At 70.6% G+C, this 17,012-nt stretch carries 17 protein-coding genes; 14 read left to right on the forward strand and 3 right to left on the reverse strand.

The genetic code is table 11. The features are described from left to right. The first annotated feature begins 37 nt into the window (after positions 1 to 37). The 8 genes from recN to mutM all read left to right on the forward strand — a co-directional run bounded on the left by recN (position 38) and on the right by mutM (position 9,540). Entirely contained in the window at positions 38 to 1,699 is a 1,662-nt protein-coding gene (recN, locus tag C8N24_RS24600; protein ID WP_170179386.1) for a DNA repair protein RecN, read from the forward strand. Positions 1,700 to 1,759: 60 nt separating this feature from the next. After that, a complete protein-coding gene (locus C8N24_RS24605; RefSeq protein WP_121255133.1) occupies positions 1,760 to 3,433 on the forward strand; it encodes a CTP synthase in 1,674 nt (557 codons plus the stop codon). Further along, a complete protein-coding gene (locus C8N24_RS24610) occupies positions 3,430 to 4,536 on the forward strand; it encodes a M20/M25/M40 family metallo-hydrolase (RefSeq protein WP_121255135.1) in 1,107 nt (368 codons plus the stop codon). The genes C8N24_RS24605 and C8N24_RS24610 overlap by 4 nt, the downstream gene beginning before the upstream one ends. Then, on the forward strand, positions 4,533 to 5,075 hold the full coding sequence (locus C8N24_RS24615) for an NUDIX hydrolase (protein WP_121255138.1): 543 nt from the start codon (positions 4,533 to 4,535) through the stop codon (positions 5,073 to 5,075). Before C8N24_RS24610 ends, C8N24_RS24615 begins: the two co-directional genes overlap by 4 nt. Before the next feature lie 97 nt (positions 5,076 to 5,172). Continuing rightward, positions 5,173 to 6,123 (forward strand): site-specific tyrosine recombinase XerD, encoded by a 951-nt coding sequence (gene xerD, locus C8N24_RS24620; protein ID WP_121255140.1) that lies wholly within the window; start codon positions 5,173 to 5,175, stop codon positions 6,121 to 6,123. A gap of 31 nt (positions 6,124 to 6,154) precedes the next feature. Then, a complete protein-coding gene (locus C8N24_RS24625; protein ID WP_121255142.1) occupies positions 6,155 to 7,306 on the forward strand; it encodes a phosphopentomutase in 1,152 nt (383 codons plus the stop codon). Positions 7,307 to 7,393: 87 nt separating this feature from the next. Next, positions 7,394 to 8,689, forward strand: a complete 1,296-nt coding sequence (locus tag C8N24_RS24630; protein ID WP_147447970.1) for a gluzincin family metallopeptidase — start codon at positions 7,394 to 7,396, stop codon at positions 8,687 to 8,689. 14 nt (positions 8,690 to 8,703) lie between these two features. Continuing rightward, positions 8,704 to 9,540, forward strand: coding sequence for a bifunctional DNA-formamidopyrimidine glycosylase/DNA-(apurinic or apyrimidinic site) lyase (gene mutM, locus C8N24_RS24635; protein ID WP_121255146.1), 837 nt, complete (start codon positions 8,704 to 8,706; stop codon positions 9,538 to 9,540). Here the strand turns inward: mutM and C8N24_RS24640 are convergent. Together C8N24_RS24640 and C8N24_RS34280 are read right to left on the reverse strand one after the other, a co-directional pair. Beyond that, on the reverse strand, positions 9,537 to 9,866 hold the full coding sequence (locus tag C8N24_RS24640) for a hypothetical protein (protein ID WP_121255148.1): 330 nt from the start codon (positions 9,864 to 9,866) through the stop codon (positions 9,537 to 9,539). The two genes, mutM and C8N24_RS24640, sit on opposite strands and share 4 nt — an antisense overlap. Then, a complete protein-coding gene (locus C8N24_RS34280) occupies positions 9,863 to 10,120 on the reverse strand; it encodes a glutaredoxin domain-containing protein (protein WP_170179387.1) in 258 nt (85 codons plus the stop codon). Before C8N24_RS34280 ends, C8N24_RS24640 begins: the two co-directional genes overlap by 4 nt. Before the next feature lie 21 nt (positions 10,121 to 10,141). Between C8N24_RS34280 and recO the strand changes: the two genes are divergently transcribed. Next, entirely contained in the window at positions 10,142 to 10,864 is a 723-nt protein-coding gene (recO, locus tag C8N24_RS24645) for a DNA repair protein RecO (protein ID WP_281272689.1), read from the forward strand. On the opposite strand, the gene C8N24_RS24650 is transcribed toward recO, so the two are convergent. Then, positions 10,861 to 11,733 carry a LysR family transcriptional regulator gene (locus tag C8N24_RS24650; protein WP_121255153.1) on the reverse strand — a complete coding sequence of 291 codons (873 nt, stop codon included), beginning with the start codon at positions 11,731 to 11,733 and terminating at the stop codon, positions 10,861 to 10,863. The two genes, recO and C8N24_RS24650, sit on opposite strands and share 4 nt — an antisense overlap. A 102-nt stretch (positions 11,734 to 11,835) precedes the next feature. Here C8N24_RS24650 and C8N24_RS24655 point away from each other — a divergent pair, with 102 nt between their 5' ends. The 5 genes from C8N24_RS24655 (at position 11,836) to ppdK (ending at position 17,004) form a co-directional block, all read left to right on the forward strand. Continuing rightward, positions 11,836 to 12,585 carry an SDR family oxidoreductase gene (locus C8N24_RS24655; RefSeq protein WP_121255154.1) on the forward strand — a complete coding sequence of 250 codons (750 nt, stop codon included), beginning with the start codon at positions 11,836 to 11,838 and terminating at the stop codon, positions 12,583 to 12,585. A 153-nt stretch (positions 12,586 to 12,738) separates the two neighbouring features. Beyond that, positions 12,739 to 13,614, forward strand: a complete 876-nt coding sequence (locus tag C8N24_RS24660) for an SDR family NAD(P)-dependent oxidoreductase (RefSeq protein WP_211340131.1) — start codon at positions 12,739 to 12,741, stop codon at positions 13,612 to 13,614. A gap of 15 nt (positions 13,615 to 13,629) precedes the next feature. Beyond that, positions 13,630 to 13,836, forward strand: coding sequence for a tautomerase family protein (locus C8N24_RS24665; protein WP_121255158.1), 207 nt, complete (start codon positions 13,630 to 13,632; stop codon positions 13,834 to 13,836). 93 nt (positions 13,837 to 13,929) lie between these two features. Further along, the gene (locus C8N24_RS24670; protein ID WP_121255159.1) at positions 13,930 to 14,322 is read left to right on the forward strand and encodes a hypothetical protein; all 393 of its coding nucleotides are present in this window, start codon (positions 13,930 to 13,932) and stop codon (positions 14,320 to 14,322) included. A gap of 3 nt (positions 14,323 to 14,325) precedes the next feature. Continuing rightward, positions 14,326 to 17,004: a pyruvate, phosphate dikinase gene (ppdK, locus tag C8N24_RS24675; protein WP_121255161.1), complete on the forward strand. Its 2,679-nt coding sequence runs from the start codon at positions 14,326 to 14,328 to the stop codon at positions 17,002 to 17,004. Positions 17,005 to 17,012: the final 8 nt, after the last annotated feature.

Below are 17,012 nucleotides of genomic sequence, written 5' to 3' on the forward strand. Positions count from 1 at the left end.
CCGTGATCCGTCCTGGCCCGCTGGTAAACCACTCGGCGTGCTCCACGAACTGCGCGTCGAGAACCTCCTCTTGATCGAACGGGCCGAGTTGCGCCTCGGTCCGGGGTTGAACGTGCTCACGGGCGAGACCGGTGCGGGCAAGACCGTGCTCGCGCACGCGCTGGATCTGCTGCTCGGCGGCAAGCCGCGGTCGGGCATCGTGCGTCCGGGCGCCGCCGAGGCGTACGTGGAGGGCATCTTCTCCCTGCCGGACGAGTTGCGCGAGCTGCTGGGGGACCGGATCGCCGAGGACGCGGAGGAGCTCGTGCTCGCGCGCCGCGTCAGCGCCGAGGGACGCACGCGCGCCTACCTCGGGGGCCGCAGCGCCACCGCGGCCGACCTCCGTGACGCCGGCACCGCGCTGCTGTCGTTCTACGGCCAGCACGAGAGCCGCAAGCTCATGCTGCACTCGGCGCAGCTGGAGATCCTCGACGGGTTCGCCGGAGCAGAGCAAGCCGATCGGCGCGACGCCTATCGCGAGACCTACACGCGCGAGCGTGCGCTCAACGAGCGCAGGATGCAGCTGCAGGAGCGTGCGGGCGCGCGGGACCGGGAACTTGACCTGCTCGAGTGGGAGCTGGGGGAGATCGAGCGCGCCGCGCCGAGCGAGGACGAGGAGGCGGCGCTCGAGGCCGAGCGCGGCCGCCTGAGGCACGTCGAGGCGCTCCGCGGCGCTGCCGCTGCAGGCTCCGGCGCACTCGGCGGTGACGACGAGGGCGGTGGTGGCGCGGCGCTGGCGCTCGCGGCCGCCGCTCAGGCCATGGACAGCGTCGTCGGCGTCGATGAGGAGCTGGACGCGCTCGGTGTTCGCGTGCGGGCGCTCGCCCTCGAGGCGGAGGACCTGTTGCACGACCTGCACCGCTACGCCGAGGGCGTCGAGGCGGCTCCCGGGCGGCTGGACGAGGTCGAGGAGCGGATGTCGCTGCTCGACCGCCTGAAGCGCAAGCACGGCGGGACGATCGCCGCGGTCCTCGCGTACGCCGAGCAGTGCCGCACGCGCCGGGACGAGCTCGTCGGCGCCGAGGAGGCGATCGAGGAGGTCGAGGCTGAGCTGGCCGAGGTGCGAGCCGAGCTCGAGCAGCGCGGCCGCGCGCTCAGCGCGGCGCGGGAGGCGGCCGGCGTCGCGCTGGCGGAAGCGGTACGCGACCGCCTCGGTGCGCTGGCGATGGAGGGCGCGGAGTTCACTGCGGCGCTCTCGCCGCGCGAGTTCGCGCCCAGCGGCGCGGACGAGGTCGACTTCCTGATCGCGCCCAACCCCGGTGTGCCCGCGGGGCCGCTGCGCGAGATCGCGTCCGGCGGTGAGCTCTCGCGCGTCATGCTCGCGTTGATGGGCGCCGCCGCGGAGGCCGGCCCGGCCACCCTCGTGTTCGACGAGGTGGACGCCGGCATCGGCGGCGTCACCGCGCGCGCGGTCGGCGAGCAGCTCCGCGAGCTGGCCGCCGGCCGTCAGGTCCTCTGCATCACCCACCTGCCCCAGATCGCGTCGCTGGCGGACCGCCACTTCACGATCGTCAAGGACACCTCGGGGGAGACGGCCCGCACGACCGTCACCGAGCTGCGCAAGACCGAGGTCGTCGGGGAGATCGTCCGCATGCTGGGTGCCGATCGCCAAGATACGGCCGCCCGGCGCCACGCGAAAGAGCTGCTCAAAGCCGCATGAACCCGTCGCCGCCGCACACCGCTCTATCCTCTCGGAGGCGACATAAGGAGACTTTCTGCAATGCCCGAACCTAGGCCGCGAACCCGCTACATCTTTGTCACAGGGGGAGTGGTCTCTTCTCTGGGGAAGGGCATCGCCGCCGCCTCGATCGGCCGTCTGCTCGTCTCGCGCGGGTTGAAGGTCGCGATCCAGAAGTTCGACCCGTACATCAACGTCGACCCCGGCACGATGTCGCCGTTCCAGCACGGCGAGGTCTTCGTCACCGAGGACGGTGCGGAGACGGACCTGGACCTGGGTCACTACGAGCGCTACACGGACGCCAACGCGTCCCGGGCGTCGAACGTGACGGCCGGCGCGATCTACAACTCCGTCATCCGCAAGGAGCGCCGCGGCGACTACCTCGGCGGCACGGTGCAGGTCGTTCCGCACATCACGGACGAGATCAAGCACCGGATCCGGCTCATCGGCGAGACGCAGGACGTCGACGTCGTGATCACGGAGATCGGCGGCACGGTGGGCGACATCGAGTCGCTGCCCTTCCTGGAGGCCATCCGCCAGTTCCCGGTGGACGTCGGCCGCCGGAACACGATGTTCATCCACCTCACGCTGGTGCCGTACATCGGCCACGCGGGTGAACTCAAGACCAAGCCGACGCAGCACTCGGTCAACGAGCTGCGCCGCATCGGCATCGCGCCGGACATGCTGATCTGCCGGTCCGAGGGTGGGCTGCCGCAGGACGTGCGCAAGAAGATCGCGCTGTTCGCGTCCCTGCCGCCGGAGGCGATCGTCTCCGGCCAGGACGTCGACAACATCTACAAGATCCCGCTCTACTACCGCAACGAGGGCGTCGACAGCTTCGTGCTCGACCACTTCGGGCTCGAGACCGGCCCGCCCGAGCTGACGGGGTGGGAGCGCCTGGTCAGCCAGGCCAGCGTGGCGCAGGGGCGCCCGCCGGTGAAGATCGCGCTCGTGGGCAAGTACGTCCAGCTCGAGGACGCGTACCTGTCGGTCGTCGAGGCGCTGCGCCACTCCGGGTTCCAGCTCGGGCGCGGCATCGACATCGACTGGGTGGACTCGGAGACGCTGGACGACGGCGAGGTGCGGGCGCGCCTCGCGAACGCGGACGGCATCCTGATCCCGGGCGGCTTCGGCGTGCGTGGCATCGAGGGCAAGATCACCGCCGCACGGATCGCGCGCGAGCAGAAGATCCCGTTCCTCGGCATCTGCCTCGGCATGCAGATGGCAGTGGCCGACTTCGCGCGCCACGTCGTCGGCATGGACGGTGCGAACTCCACGGAGTTCGATCCGGAGACGCCGTACCCGGTGATCGACCTGTTGCCCGAGCAGAAGGAAGTCTCGGACATGGGCGGCACCATGCGGCTCGGGGCCGATCCGGTGAAGCTGCACGAGGGCACGCGGGCACGCGAGATCTATGGCGAGGCCGTGATCTACGAGCGTCATCGCCACCGCTACGAGGTCAACAACTTCCTGCGCAAGCGCATCGAGGCCGCGGGCCTGGTGTGCTCGGGCACGTCGCCTGACGAGCGGCTCGTCGAGATCATCGAGATCCCGGACCACCCGTTCTTCGTGGCGTCGCAGTACCACCCGGAGTTCAAGTCACGGCCGGAGCGCCCGGCGCCGCTGTTCCGGGACTTCGTCGCCGCGGCACTCGGTCGGGCGGAGGAGCTGCGCCCGGACGAGCTCGCCGTCGAGGAGCCGGCCGCCGCGCGGTGAGGCCGGCGAGCGAGGCCGAGAAGGCCCGCCTCAACGACACGTTCGCAGACCTGTGCCGCATCCTCTCCCCGTCGGGGGAGGAAGCGGCCTGCGCCGAGCACATCGAGCGCGAGCTGCGCGGGATCGGGCTGGGCGTCGAGCGCGACGAGGCCGGCAATCTGCTGGCGCGCCTGCGTGGGCGCGGCGAGCGGACGATCCTGCTCTGCGCGCATCTGGACACGGTCCCGCCGCACGCACCCGTGGATCCCGTGCTCGTCGACGGGGCCTGGGAGAACGCCAATGACGGCATCCTCGGGGCCGACAACAAAGCGGCCGTGGCGATGCTCATCGAGCTGGCGCGCCGATGCAGCGTCGAGGGCTCGCCCGTCGGGGTGGAGCTGCTGTTCACGGTGCAGGAGGAGATCGGGCTGCTCGGCGCCCAGGCGTTCGACAAGTCACAGCTGAAGGCCGAGTTCGGCTACGTGTTCGACCACGCGACCGCGATCGGCGAGGTCGTCACCGCCGCTCCGACGCTCTACCGGGTCGAAGCCGAGTTCCTCGGGAAGTCCGCCCACGCGGGCATCCGTCCCGAAGCCGGTCACTCGGCGATCCTGGCCGCCGCGCACGCGGCCGCGCGGATGCCGCACGGCCGCATCGATCCCGAGACGACGGCGAACCTCGGCTACTTCCACGGCGGCGTCGAGTCCACGAACGTGGTGCCGGAGCGCGCGCGGCTGCTCGCCGAGGTCCGTTCGGTTGATCCAGAGAAGGCGGAAGCGGTCCTGGCGGGCATCATCGACGCGCTGCACGACGGCGCAAGCCATGGCGCCTGCGACGTGGACGTCATCACGTCCAAGCAGGTCCTTGGGTATCGGCAGAAGCCGTCCTCACCGGCGGTCGTCGCCGCCGAGGCGGCGCTGCGTGCGCACGGGTACGAGCCCAAGCGGATCGCCACCGGCGGCGCTTCGGACGCCAACGTGTTCGAAGCGGCCGGGATCCAGTGCGTGAACGTCGCCAACGGCACCGAGCACAATCACGAGCCGACCGAGCGCGTCACCCAGTACGCGCTGGAGGCCATGCTGGACATCGGACTGACGCTGCTCGAGGAGGCGGCCACCGCATGAGCTCAAACTTCGAGCGAATCGCCACCGAAAAGATCTTCGAGGGCAAGTTCTTCGACGTCGAACGTGGCACCTTCCGCCACGAGGACGGCACCGAGGTCAAGCGCGAGAACGTCACGCACCCCGGCGCGGTCGGGGTGATCGTGCTCGACGGCGATCAGCTGTGGTTCGTGCGGCAGCCGCGCGAGGCGGTCGGCATCCCGGACCTGCTGGAGATCGTCGCGGGCAAGCTCGACGTGGAGGGTGAGGACCCGCTGGAGTCCGCCAAGCGCGAGCTCGCCGAGGAGATCGGCAAGCAGGCGTCGCAGTGGGATTCCCTCGGTTCCTTCTTCACCACCCCCGGGTTCACCAACGAGGAGATCCACCTGTTCCTCGCGCAGGGCATCAGCGACGTGGACGAGCGTCCGGAGGTGGAGGAGGACGAGCGGATCGACGTCGAGATCCGTCCACTGGCCGATCTGGACGAGATCCTGGCGACCAACATGGACTCTAAGACGCTGATCGCGCTGTACCGCTTCCGAGACCGGCTGAAGGCCTCCTGAGCGGCCGGCGCGCTCGCCGTCGGGGAGTTCGTGGGGTCCTCTTGGGACGCTGATTGCAAGCGGAGGGGACGCGCCGGTCGCCTAGAACGAGGTGGGGATGGCCGTCGCCGACGCTCCCCTTGCCACGCCCACCGACACGCAGCCGTTCGAGCACCTGGTGCTCGACTTCCTTGCCTACCTCGAGTTCGAGCGCGGGCTCTCCCGCAACACGCTCGAGGCGTACCGGTCCGACCTGCTGCAGTACGGCGTCTACCTGCACGGCCGCGACGCGCTCGTCGTCACCCACTCGGACCTGGCCGGATTCGTCTCCAGCCTCGCGGCCGGGGACGGCGAGAAGCCGCCGGTGGCCCCGGCGACGCTGCAGCGCAAGGTCGCGTGCCTGCGGTCGTTCTACCGGCACCTGCGCCGCCAGAGCCTGATCGACGCCGACCCGACCGCGAACCTGCGCGCGCCCAAGCAGAGCCGCCGGCTTCCACACGTCCTCAGCCGCGACGAGGTCGCGAAGCTGCTCGAGCAGCCGCGCGGCACCGAGCCGCCGGCGATGCGCGACCGCGCGCTGCTGGAGCTGATGTACGCGTGCGGTCTGCGGGCCTCCGAGGCGATCGAGCTCGAGATGCAGGACCTCGACCTGGAGATCGGCATCCTGCGGGCCCGGGGCAAGGGCTCCAAGGAGCGGATCGTCCCGGTCGGGTCCGCCGCCACGCGTGCGGTCAACGCCTACCTCGCCAAGGGCCGGGGTCGGCTCGTCGGTGACCGGCTCGAGTCCCGGCTGTTCGTCAACCACCGCGGCAGCGGGCTCACCCGTCAGGGCCTCTACAAGATCGTCCAGCGGCACGCCGCCAGCGCCGGGCTCGCCGACAAGATGAGCCCGCACACGCTGCGGCACACGTTCGCGACGCATCTGCTCGCCGGCGGCTGTGACCTGCGCAGCCTGCAGGAGATGCTCGGCCACGCCGACATCGCGACCACGCAGCTGTACACGCACCTCTCGGCCGACCGGCTGAAGGACGTGTACTTCGACGCGCATCCGCGCGCGAAGATGCGCTGACCTCCCGCGGGCGCCGGTAGCATCGTCGCCCGTGAGCAAACGGGCCTTCGTCATCGTGATCGACGCCTGCGGCGCCGGGGCGCTCCCGGACGCCGCCGACTACGGCGACGCGGGGACCAACACCCTGCAGCACGTCTCGGAAGCGGCCGGAGGCCTCGACCTGCCGGTGCTCCAGCGCCTCGGGCTCGGCGACATCCTGCCGCTCGTCGGCGTGGAGCCGTCCCCTGATCGCGTCCTGCATGGGCGTCTGCACCCGCTCGGGCCCGGCAAGGACACGATCACCGGCCACTGGGAGCTGATGGGCGTCGTCACGCCGAAGCCCCTGCGGACCTACCCGGACGGCTTCCCGGACGAGATCATCGAGCAGCTTCACGACGCGAGCGGACGGGGCGTGCTCTGCAACAAGCCCTACAGCGGCACCGGCGTGATTGAGGACTACGGCGCCGAGCATCTCGCCACCGGCAACATCATCGTCTACACGTCCGCGGACTCCGTGCTGCAGATCGCTGCGCACGTCGACCAGGTGCCGACGTCGGAGCTGTACACGATCTGCGCGGCGGCGCGCGAGATCATGACCGGCGAGCATGCCGTGGGCCGCGTCATCGCGCGGCCGTTCCGTGGCGAGCCGGGGGCGTTCGAGCGCACGGACGGGCGCAAGGACCTGGCGCTTCCGCCGCCCGGGCGCTCGTACATGCAGGAGCTGCAGGCCGCCGGGCAGCCGGTCCACACGGTCGGCAAGATCGGCCAGGTCTTCGACAGCGTCGGCGTCGACGTGCAGCACAAGGGCGCGACCAACGCGGCGGCGTTGGCGGCGACGGCCGACCTGATCGACTCGCTCGAGAGCGGGTTCGTGTTCACCAACCTCGTCGAGACCGACCAGGTCTACGGCCATCGGAACGACGTTCCGGGCTACCACCGCGCGCTCCAAGCCATCGACGCAGAGGTGGGAACCTGGCTCGAGCGGTTGGACCCGGAGCGCGACCTGCTGATCATCACGGCTGATCATGGGTGCGACCCGACGACGCCGGGTACGGACCACACCCGCGAGCACGTGCCGCTGCTGGCGCGCTTCGACGGTCACGGCGGCCAGCGCCATGACGGTCCGTTCGCTAACGTCGGGGCGTCGGTGCTGAAGTGGCTCACGGGCCGGGACGCGTCGCTTCCGGGCACGCCGTTTGTCTAAACCACCGAATTCGTGTCGGTCGCGGGTCTAGACCGACCGCGAACGGGGGACCCACTCACCGTGCGTTCACTGCTTGACACTTCGCGCATGGCGGCAGTGGCCGCCACGGCGCTGCTCGTCGCCGCCTGTGGGGGCGGCGGTGAAACCGCTTCGACGCAGCCGACCAAGCAGACGTCGACCAAGGCCTCCGCCGACACCAAGCCGAAGGCGACGGCGACGAAAGCACCCTCCGACAGCGAGCAGCTGAACACGTTGCTGACGGAGCGGGCGTACGCGCTCCACTCGGGTGACGAGGCCGCCTTCCTGAAGACCTCGACGGGGACGCAGGCCACGCGCGACAAGCGCGCGATCGCCGCGGCCAAGGCGCTGCCGCTCAACGACGTCAAGATGGAGGCCGACGGCACGGAGATCGACGGAGACCGCGGCACGATCAAGGTGCACATGGCCTACCGGTTCGACGGCATCGACGAGTGGTACTGGAAGACCTCGCGGATGTCGGTCGAGAAGACCGACGGTGGGTGGAAGGTCGCGAAGGACCGCCCGACCTACGGGACGCTCGCGCCGTGGGAGCACACGCGCTACAAGGCACGGTCCAGCAAGCACTTCCTCGCGCTCGCGCCCGCCCGGATGAAGGTCGGCAAGCTCATGCGCGACCTCGAGAAGGGCCGCACGACGATGCGCCGGGGCCTCAAGGGCGTGAAGCTGCCCGAGCGGGTGCTGGTGATCGTCAACCGCAACAGCAACGACACCAAGGCGCTGACGAAGGACTACAAGACGCTGAGCGCCGTGGTCGCCATCGCCGAGGCGCAGATCTCGACCGACGGGCCCGCCCGCAAGGTCTCCGACGTGAGCGGCAACCGCGTCTTCGTGTTGTGGCGCTCGTACGGCAACCGGCCACCAAAGGCACGTCAGCGCGTGATCGCCCACGAGCTCGCGCACGTCGCGCTGGTCAAGCGCACCGGCGGCCGGGTGCCCGTGTGGCTCTCGGAGGGCACGGCGATGTACGCGTCGGGCGACGTGAACCGCGCCTCGGACGCCGGCGCGCTGCTCAGCGGCGGCGTGCTGCGCGACTCGTCCAAGCAGAAGCCGGCCGAGCGCGCGCTGTCGCTCACGCGGCTCGCCAAGCCGAGCTCGCTCAACCGCATGTCGGCCGTCGGGATCTCGTTCGCCTACTCCTACGCCGCCGCAGCCGCCTACGCGATCGCCGACAAGTACGGCCAAGGCGCGTTGCTGCGCCTGCACGCGGCGTTCAACAGCGAGAAGATCAAGGGCAAGCCGGGGCGCAAGCTGACGGACAAGGTCTTCAAGAAGGTGCTGAAGAAGTCGCTGAGCCAGGTGGAGTCCGAAGTCGAGGCGTACGCCCGCACGAAGAGTCCCTTCTAGCCTGCTCGGGCGACATGCCCGAGCTGCCTGAAGTCGAGACGATCCGCGGTCATCTGGCGCCACACGTGGAAGGGCGGGTGTTGGAGGGCGTGGAGGTGCTGGACGAGCGCTGGTCGCGGCCGCTCGCTCCCGCCGAGCTGGAGGCCGCGATCCAGGGGCGCCGCGTCGAGACGCTCGGGCGACGCGGCAAGTACCTCGTGTGGGAGCTCGAGGACGACGTCTTCCTGCTCATGCACCTGCGCATGACCGGGACGCTGCTGCTGGACCCGGATCCGCCGTCCAAGCACGTGCGCGTGCGCTTCGACCTCGGTGACCACCAACTCGTCTTCGACGATCCGCGGCGCTTCGGCACCGGTGAGCTCGCGCTCGGCCCTGAGGCTCTGGCGGCGTTCTTCGACGCCCGGCTGGGGGTCGAGCCGCTGGAACGCCTGTTCACGGCTGAGCACCTGCATGCGCTCGCGAAGACCTCGCGCGCCCCGGTGAAGGCGTTCCTGCTCGATCAGAAGCGCGTCGCGGGCGTCGGGAACATCTACGCCGACGAGGCGCTGTTCCGCGCCAAGGTCCATCCGCTGCGGCCCGCGAACACGCTCACCCGGGCCCAGTGCGCCGCGATCCGCGACGGCGTCGTCGATGCGCTGATGCTGGGGCTCGAGTCCAAGGGCGCGACGATCGACGACTTCCGCGACCCGTACGGCGTGAGCGGCACGTTCCAGGACAAGATGCTCGTGCACACCCGCGAAGGGGAGTCGTGCCCGAACTGCGGGAACACGGTGCGCAAGCTGCGGGTCGCGGGCCGCGGGACGTACGTGTGCGAGCGCTGCCAGCGGCGCCCGCGAGCAGCGCGGGTCTAGAGCAACCGGATGTACTCGGGGCCGTCGGCGGTCTCGACGACGGCGAAGCCGAAGGACTCGGGCTCGATGTCGTCGCGGCGGCCGAAGGTGCGCACCGCGTCCCGGAGCGTGACCGGTGCGCCCGCGGCGACGAGGTCGAACAGCTCGGACGGCTCCTCGCCGAGGCGGCGCGCGCAGTGGTGATACGGCGCGAGCGTGAGCATCAGCTCGCGCGGGTCACGCAGGTACTCGTGCTCGCCTTCGAGCAGCAGGTTGAGCAGCCCGGACGTCAACGCGCCGGGGTTGCCGGAGCGCAGGACGCGGGTGGGCCCGGCGAGCCGTTTCAAGCGGCCGGTGCGAACTCCGCGAGCTTGCCCGCCTTGTCGAAGGCGACCAGCTCTTGGTACCCACCGATGGACGTGCCATCGATTACGACCTGGGGGAACGTCATCATGCCTGTCAGACGCACGAGCTCCGCACGGCCCTCAGGGTCCTTGGCGAGGTTGATCTCCTCGAACGGGACGCTGCGCTTGTTCAGGAGGGCCTTGGCGACGCGGCAGTAGCCGCAGGGCTCAGTCGTGTAGACGGTGATCTGGCTCATGGCTTCAGAAAGTATAGTGGGATAACCGGATCGGTAAAAACCGAAGGAATCGTGCTCCGCTCGCTCCGGTACGGCGAAGCGGACCGCATCCTCCACCTGTATACCCCGGAGCGCGGTCGCGTGAGCGTGATCGCGAAAGGCGTCCGCAAGGCCAAGTCCCGCTTCGGTGGACGGCTGGAGCCGTACTTCCGCCTGGACCTCGTCCTCTACCAGGGCCGCAGCGACCTGATGACGATCACGTCGGTGGAGACGATCGCCGCGCACCACCGGCTGCGCGAGGCGCTCGCCCCGCTCGACGGCGCCGCGCGCGCCTGCGAGGCCGTGGCGCGCATCTTCGACGACGGTGAGCCCAATCCCGGTGTCTACCACCTGCTCGCGAACGAGCTCGCGCTCCTCGATCGCGAGCCCGCGCGCGCTGGACGCGCCAACTCGCTCGCGTTCCGCCTGAAGCTGCTGCTGGCCGCCGGCTTCGCGCCGCACCTGGCCGGGTGCGCCTCCTGCGGAGAACGCGAGCACCTGGTCGGCTTCTCCGGGGCCGCCGGCGGCGTGGTCTGCGGCGCCTGCGAAGCCAGCTCCTTCCCGCTTGATGCGGACGCGCACGCGTTCATGGTCGCGGCGCTGGGCCGGTCACTGGCCGAGACGCCCGACGCCACGCCGCTCGCGCTCTCGCAGGCCGAGCGGGCGATCACCGACACGCTCGAGCACCACGCGCACCTGCGGCTGCGGCCCGTCGGCGCCCGCTAGCGGCGAGCGGGCTCCACGCTCAACGTCGCGATGAGGCGACGTGCGGCGGGGGAGGGGCGTCCGGCGGGCCAGAGGACGAACAGCGGCAGTGTCAATCCGCCCTCGATCGGCAGGCAGACGACGTCCGGGGGAACCGCGGCGCCCTCCGGCATCAGGTAGGCCGCGTTCTCGGCCATCAGCTCGGTGAGGATCACCCCGGTCCCGGTGATGCGCGCCTCGACCGGCACGACGCCCGGCACACGCGCCAGCAGCAGGTCGGTGAACGGCGTGCCCGGCGGGCTCGGGACGAGCAGGCGCTCGCCCACGAGGTCGCTCGTCGAGACGGACCCACCCGTCGCGAGCCGGTGCGTGACCGGCAGGCAGCAGACCATCGTCGAGGGGCGCAGCTCGTGGGTGCTGATCGAGTCCTCGTCGAGCCCGCGTGCCCGCGTGAGCGCGATGTCGATGTCCCCGGTGCGGAGCAGCGTCCGCAGCTGGCCGGGGCGGACCTCGTGGAACGCGACGCCGACGCGGGCGGAGTCGGCGCGCAGGGCGCGGGCGACGTCGGTCCGGTCGGCGAGGCCGATCGCGGGCGAGGCGCCGATTCGGATCGTCCCTGACAGCCCCGCCTCGACGTCCCTCACCTCCGCGAAGGCGACCTCGGCGCGCGCCAGCAGATCCCGCGCGGAAGCGAGCAGCGTGCTGCCCGCCGGCGTCAGCCGCACCTCACGGGTGGTCCGCTCCAGCAGCACCACGCCGAGCTCGTCCTCGAGCGCGCGCACCGCCTTCGACGTCGCCTGCTGGCTCAGCCCCAGCTCCTCGGCCGCCCGCGTGAAGCTCAGCGCCTCCGCGACGGCCGCGAACGTCCGCAGCTGGGACAACTCAGGCATTCACCACCGCCGGTGGGAGCTTCACACCCACGCGTTGTTGGGAATCCGGGCCAACGAGGGCATCATGGCAGTCACTCCTTCCCTCTGACCACGAGGTTCCAGATGACTCCTTCCGCTCCCGGCGGCGCGTCGGCCCCTGCCCGCGTCGCGATCGTCACCGGCGGCTCCCGCGGCATCGGGCGCGCCGTCGTCTCCCGACTCGCCGCCGACGGCTACAAGGTCGTCGTCGGCTACGCCGGCAACGCCGATGAGGCCGAGGCCGCCGTACGCGAGGCCGGCGACGCCATCGCCGTGCAGGCCGACGTCGCCGACGAAGCCGCCGTCACCGCGCTGTTCGACGCTGCCGAGCAGGCCTTCGGGGGCGTGGACGTGGTCGTCCACGCCGCGGGCCGGATGACGCTGTCACCCATCGCCGACCTCGACCTGGACGAGCTCGACGCGCTGCACCGCACGAACATCCGCGGCACCTTCGTGGTCGCCCAGCAGGCCGTCCGACGCCTGCGCGAAGGGGGCGCGCTGATCACCTTCTCGAGCTCGGTGATCGCGCTCGCGTTCCCGGGGTACGCCGCGTACGCCGCCAGCAAGGGTGCCGTGGAGGCGATGACGCTGGTGCTCGCACGCGAGCTCCGCGGCCGCGACGTGACCGTCAACACGGTCGCGCCCGGGCCGACCGCCACGGCGCTGTTCCTGGAGGCCAACGACGAGGAGACCATCGCGCAGCGGGCGAAGCAGCCGCCGCTGGAGCGCCTCGGCACGCCGGAGGACATCGCGGGCGTCGTCGCCTTCCTGGCGGGTCCGGAAGGACACTGGGTCAACGGCCAGATCCTGCGGGCGAACGGGGGGATCATCTGATGCCGCGAGCCGGAAGTTCGCGCGTGCATAGCGGGCCCGATCGTCGTGGCTGGGGTCGCTGGTGATCTCGCGCATACTGGTGGTACGTGAGGGATCGCCGGCGGCCGCCAGGCGCGGCGAGACGCGCGCTAGGCGCCCGCGAACTTCGGGGTCGTGGCACTGATGGACGTCCTCGTCACCGGCGCGTCCAGCGGCTTCGGCGCGCTCACCGTCCGCGCGCTCGCCGCGCGCGGGCACACCGTCTTCGCCGGCATGCGTGACCTCCAGCACCGCAACGCGGCCGCCGCGGCCGCGTTGCGCGACGAGCCCGGCGACCTCCGAGCCGTCGAGCTCGACGTCACCGACCAGGGCTCCGTCGACGCGGCCGTCGACGGGATCGAGCATCTCGACGCGGTCGTGCACAACGCCGGGCACATGGTGCTCGGCCCCGCGGAGGCGTTCACGCCCGAGCAGTGGGTGGAGCTGTACGACGTCAACGTCGTCGGCACGCAGCGGGTGAACCGCGCCGTGCTCCCGCGACTGCGCGAGCAGGGCAGCGGCCTGCTGGTCTGGGTCGGCAGCTCGAGCACCCGCGGCGGCTGCCCGCCGTTCCTGGCGCCGTACTTCGCCGCCAAGGCCGCGATGGACGCTCTCGCGGTGAGCTACGCCGCCGAGGTGATCCGCTTCGGCATCGACACGACGATCGTCGTGCCGGGCGCGTTCACCTCCGGCACCAACCACTTCGCCCACGCCGGCGCTCCCGCCGACGCCGAGCGCGCCGCGGCGTACGACGAGCGCTACGGGACCTTCATGGACGAGCTCGCGCCCCGCCTGGCGAGCCTCACGCCCGCCGACGCCGACGCCGGCGCGGTCGCCGACGAGATCGCGCGCGTGGTCGACCTGCCGTTCGGCGAGCGCCCGCTGCGGACGCACGTCGACCCGTCCCGCGACGGCAGCGAGGTCGTGTCCGCCGTGGCCGACCGCATCCGCGTCGAGTTCTTCCGCCGCGCGGGCATCGACGACCTCCTCACCCCCAACGCCGCCCTCTAGATCGGAGAACCGACCATGCCCTTCGCCAACTTCAAGGTGCCCGCCGGCACGCTCTCGGCCGAGCAGAAGCAGACGATCGTCGCCCGCACGACCGACCTCTACGTCGAGCTCTACGGCGAACGCGCCCGCCCGAACACGATGGTCCTCGTCGACGAGGTCGTGGACGGCGGCTGGGGGATCGGGGGCGGCGTGCTCACGCTCGCGGATCTCACCGAGCACTGACCTGACCGGAGAAGCGGCCCCGTTTCGCGCCATCTGCGAACGAACGGGGCCGCTGGCACGTTTGTCCGGCCGTGCCATATAGGCTCCGAGCCGATGAGTCGGTTCCGTGTTGCGCTCGCCCTGCTGGCCACCGGGGTGGCCACCACCGTCGTTCCCGCCACCGCCGATGCGGCCTTGCGGACCTTCCGCTCGCCCTCCGGCAACCTCGGCTGCCAGTTCTACTCCGACGTGGACGTGTCGCGCCAGGTCCGCTGTGAGTGGAAGGGCGGCAACGACCGGGCCATGGTGCTCGACGAGACCCGCAAGGGCAAGCGCATCCGCATCACCGACACGGTGTTCGACCCGGGCGCCAAGCCGCTCGCGTACGGCAAGAGCACGACCTTCGGGCGCCTGCGGTGCACCTCGCGCCGGTCCGGCATCACGTGCAAGAGCCTGCGCTCGAACCACGGCTTCACCGTCTCCGTCCAGAAACAGCGGGTGTTCTGAACCATGGCCGACGAGCAGAAATGGGTCTACGACTTCGCCGAAGGCTCCAAGGACATGCGGGAGCTCCTCGGCGGCAAGGGCGCCAACGTGGCCGAGATGACGCGCGTGCTCGGCGCGGACCGCGTGCCGGCGGGCTTCACGATCACGACCGAGGCGTGCGTCGCCTACATGCAGGCCGGGCAGGAAGAGCCCGACGGCATGGCGGCTCAGGTCGCCGACGCGCTCGAGCGGCTGCAGGAGCACACCGGCAAGCGGCTGGGCGACGATGACGACCCGCTGCTCGTCAGCGTGCGCTCCGGCGCCCGTGAGTCCATGCCGGGCATGCTCGACACCGTCCTGAACCTGGGGATGAACGACACCTCCGTGGAAGGCCTGGCCAAGGCGACGGACAACGAGCGGTTCGCGTGGGACTCCTACCGGCGGTTCGTGCAGATGTTCGGCAACGTCTCCCGGGGCATCGACGGCGAGGCGTTCGAGCAGGCGATCGCCGAGGTCAAGTCCGACCGTGGCGTCGAAGAGGACACCGAGCTCGACACCGACGCGCTCAAGGAGCTGACCGACCGCTTCAAGGCGCTCTACTCCGAGCACACGGGCGAGGACTTCCCGCAGGACCCGCAGGAGCAGCTGCGGCTCGCGATCCGTGCCGTGTTCGACTCCTGGACCGGCGACCGGGCGCGGGAGTACCGGCGCATCAACCGGATCCCCGACGACTGGGGCACCGCCGTCAACGTCCAGCAGATGGTGTTCGGCAACAAGGGCGACACGTCGGGGTCCGGCGTGGCCTTCAGTCGCGACGAGGTGACGGGCGCACCCGAGCCGAGCGGCGACTTCCTGCCGAACGCGCAGGGTGAGGACGTCGTCTCCGGCGCGCGCACACCGCGCGACATCGCCGAGATGAAGGACTGGTTGCCGGACGCGTACGAGCAGCTGATGGAGATCCTCAAGACGCTCGAGCAGCACTACGGGGACATGCAGGACACCGAGTTCACGGTGGAGGACGGGCAGCTCTACATGCTGCAGACGCGCGACGCCAAGCGGCCGGCCCAGGCCGCGGTGCGCTTCGCGCGCGACGCCGTCGACGAAGGGCTGCTCGACCGCGAGCAGGCGCTGATGACCGTCGACGCCGACATGCTCACCGCCCTGCTGGTCGAGACCTTCGACCCCAAGGCCGACTACGAGGTCATCGCCACAGGTGTGCCCGCCGCGCCCGGCGGGGCCAAGGGCGAGGTCGTCTTCACCGCCGCCGACGCCGTCAGCGCCGCCGACGAGGGCCGCGCCGTCGTGCTCGTCCGGCCGGACACGAACGCCAACGACGTCGCCGGCTTCCACGCCGCCAAGGGCATCCTCACCAGCCTCGGTGGCAAGGCGAGCCACGCGGCGCTCGTCGCCCGCGGCATGGGCGTGCCGTGCGTCACCGCCGCCTCGGAGCTGAAGATCAGCCTCGAGGACAAGTGCATCCGCGTCGGCGACCGCACGATCGGCGAGGGCGACTTCATCGCCATCAACGGCACCAACGGCGAGGTCACGCTCGACGACGTCCCGCTCGTCGACCCGAAGGAGGATCCGGCCTTCGACGAGATCCTCAAGGCGTTCGAGACCGTGCTGGGCTGGGCGGACGACACGCGCCGGCTCGGTGTGCGCACGAACGCGGACACGCCGACCGACGCGCGGAAGGCGCGGGAGCTGGGTGCGGAGGGCATCGGCCTGTGCCGGACCGAGCACATGTTCATGGCCGAGGACCGCCAGCCGAAGATGCGGCGGATGATCATGGCGGGGACGCGGGAGGCGCGCAAGGACGCGCTCGAGCAGCTGCTGCCTTTGCAGCAGGAGGACTTCGAAGGGCTGTTCGAGGCGATGAAGGGCCTGCCGGTGACGATCCGGCTGCTGGACCCGCCGCTGCACGAGTTCCTTCCCGACCTGCCGGACCTGGCGGCGCAGGTGGAGCGCGCGCGGATTGAATGCACGGACGACCTCGAGGAGCTCGAGGAGCTGCTCGAGACGACGGAGCGGATCTCGGAGGAGAACCCGATGCTCGGCACGCGCGGGTGCCGGCTGGGGATCCTCTACCCCGAGATCTACGAGATGCAGGTCCACGCCATCCTGCGGGCGGCGAAGGCGATGGACGAGCCGCCGCACCCGGAGATCATGATCCCGCTCGTGGACTACGAGCACGAGATCGAGCTCATGCGGGAGCTCGTGGTCCGGATCGGGAACGACGAAGGGCTGCATGAGGGAGAGGACTACACGGTCGGAACCATGATCGAGCTCCCCCGAGCGTGTTTTGTTGCAGATCGCATCGCAAAATTTGCAGACTTCTTCTCTTTCGGCACGAATGACCTGACCCAGACGGCGCTCGGGTTCTCCCGCGACGATGTCGAGTCGAAGTTCGTGCCGGTCTACATGGAGCAGAAGATCATCGACCGGTCGCCGTTCGAGACGATCGACAAGCCGGGAGTCGGCTGGCTCGTGCGGCTCGCGGCGTGGGTCGGGCGCGAGGCGCGTCCCGACCTCAAGCTCGGCATCTGCGGCGAGCACGGGGGCGACCCCGATTCGATCGAGTTCTTCCACATGGCGGGGCTCGACTACGTGTCGTGCTCGCCGTTCCGGGTGCCGATCGCGCGGGTCGCCGCCGCCCAGGCGGCGATCATCCATGCGCACGATCGGTCATGGGCTGACGCGTAATCGCAAAG

The organism is Solirubrobacter pauli (assembly GCF_003633755.1).
Lineage (GTDB): Bacteria > Actinomycetota > Thermoleophilia > Solirubrobacterales > Solirubrobacteraceae > Solirubrobacter > Solirubrobacter pauli.

Excerpts from the sequence above, each read along its gene's own strand:
- C8N24_RS34280 (WP_170179387.1), bottom strand. The coding sequence starts at position 10,120 with ATGAGCCAGATCACCGTCTACACGACTGAGCCCTGCGGCTACTGCCGC.
- C8N24_RS24670 (WP_121255159.1), top strand. The coding sequence starts at position 13,930 with ATGAGTCGGTTCCGTGTTGCGCTCGCCCTGCTGGCCACCGGGGTGGCC.
- C8N24_RS24650 (WP_121255153.1), bottom strand. The coding sequence starts at position 11,733 with ATGCCTGAGTTGTCCCAGCTGCGGACGTTCGCGGCCGTCGCGGAGGCG.
- ppdK (WP_121255161.1), top strand. The coding sequence starts at position 14,326 with ATGGCCGACGAGCAGAAATGGGTCTACGACTTCGCCGAAGGCTCCAAG.
- C8N24_RS24615 (WP_121255138.1), top strand. The coding sequence starts at position 4,533 with ATGAGCTCAAACTTCGAGCGAATCGCCACCGAAAAGATCTTCGAGGGC.
- C8N24_RS24630 (WP_147447970.1), top strand. The coding sequence starts at position 7,394 with ATGGCGGCAGTGGCCGCCACGGCGCTGCTCGTCGCCGCCTGTGGGGGC.
- C8N24_RS24665 (WP_121255158.1), top strand. The coding sequence starts at position 13,630 with ATGCCCTTCGCCAACTTCAAGGTGCCCGCCGGCACGCTCTCGGCCGAG.
- C8N24_RS24655 (WP_121255154.1), top strand. The coding sequence starts at position 11,836 with ATGACTCCTTCCGCTCCCGGCGGCGCGTCGGCCCCTGCCCGCGTCGCG.
- xerD (WP_121255140.1), top strand. The coding sequence starts at position 5,173 with ATGGCCGTCGCCGACGCTCCCCTTGCCACGCCCACCGACACGCAGCCG.
- mutM (WP_121255146.1), top strand. The coding sequence starts at position 8,704 with ATGCCCGAGCTGCCTGAAGTCGAGACGATCCGCGGTCATCTGGCGCCA.
- C8N24_RS24605 (WP_121255133.1), top strand. The coding sequence starts at position 1,760 with ATGCCCGAACCTAGGCCGCGAACCCGCTACATCTTTGTCACAGGGGGA.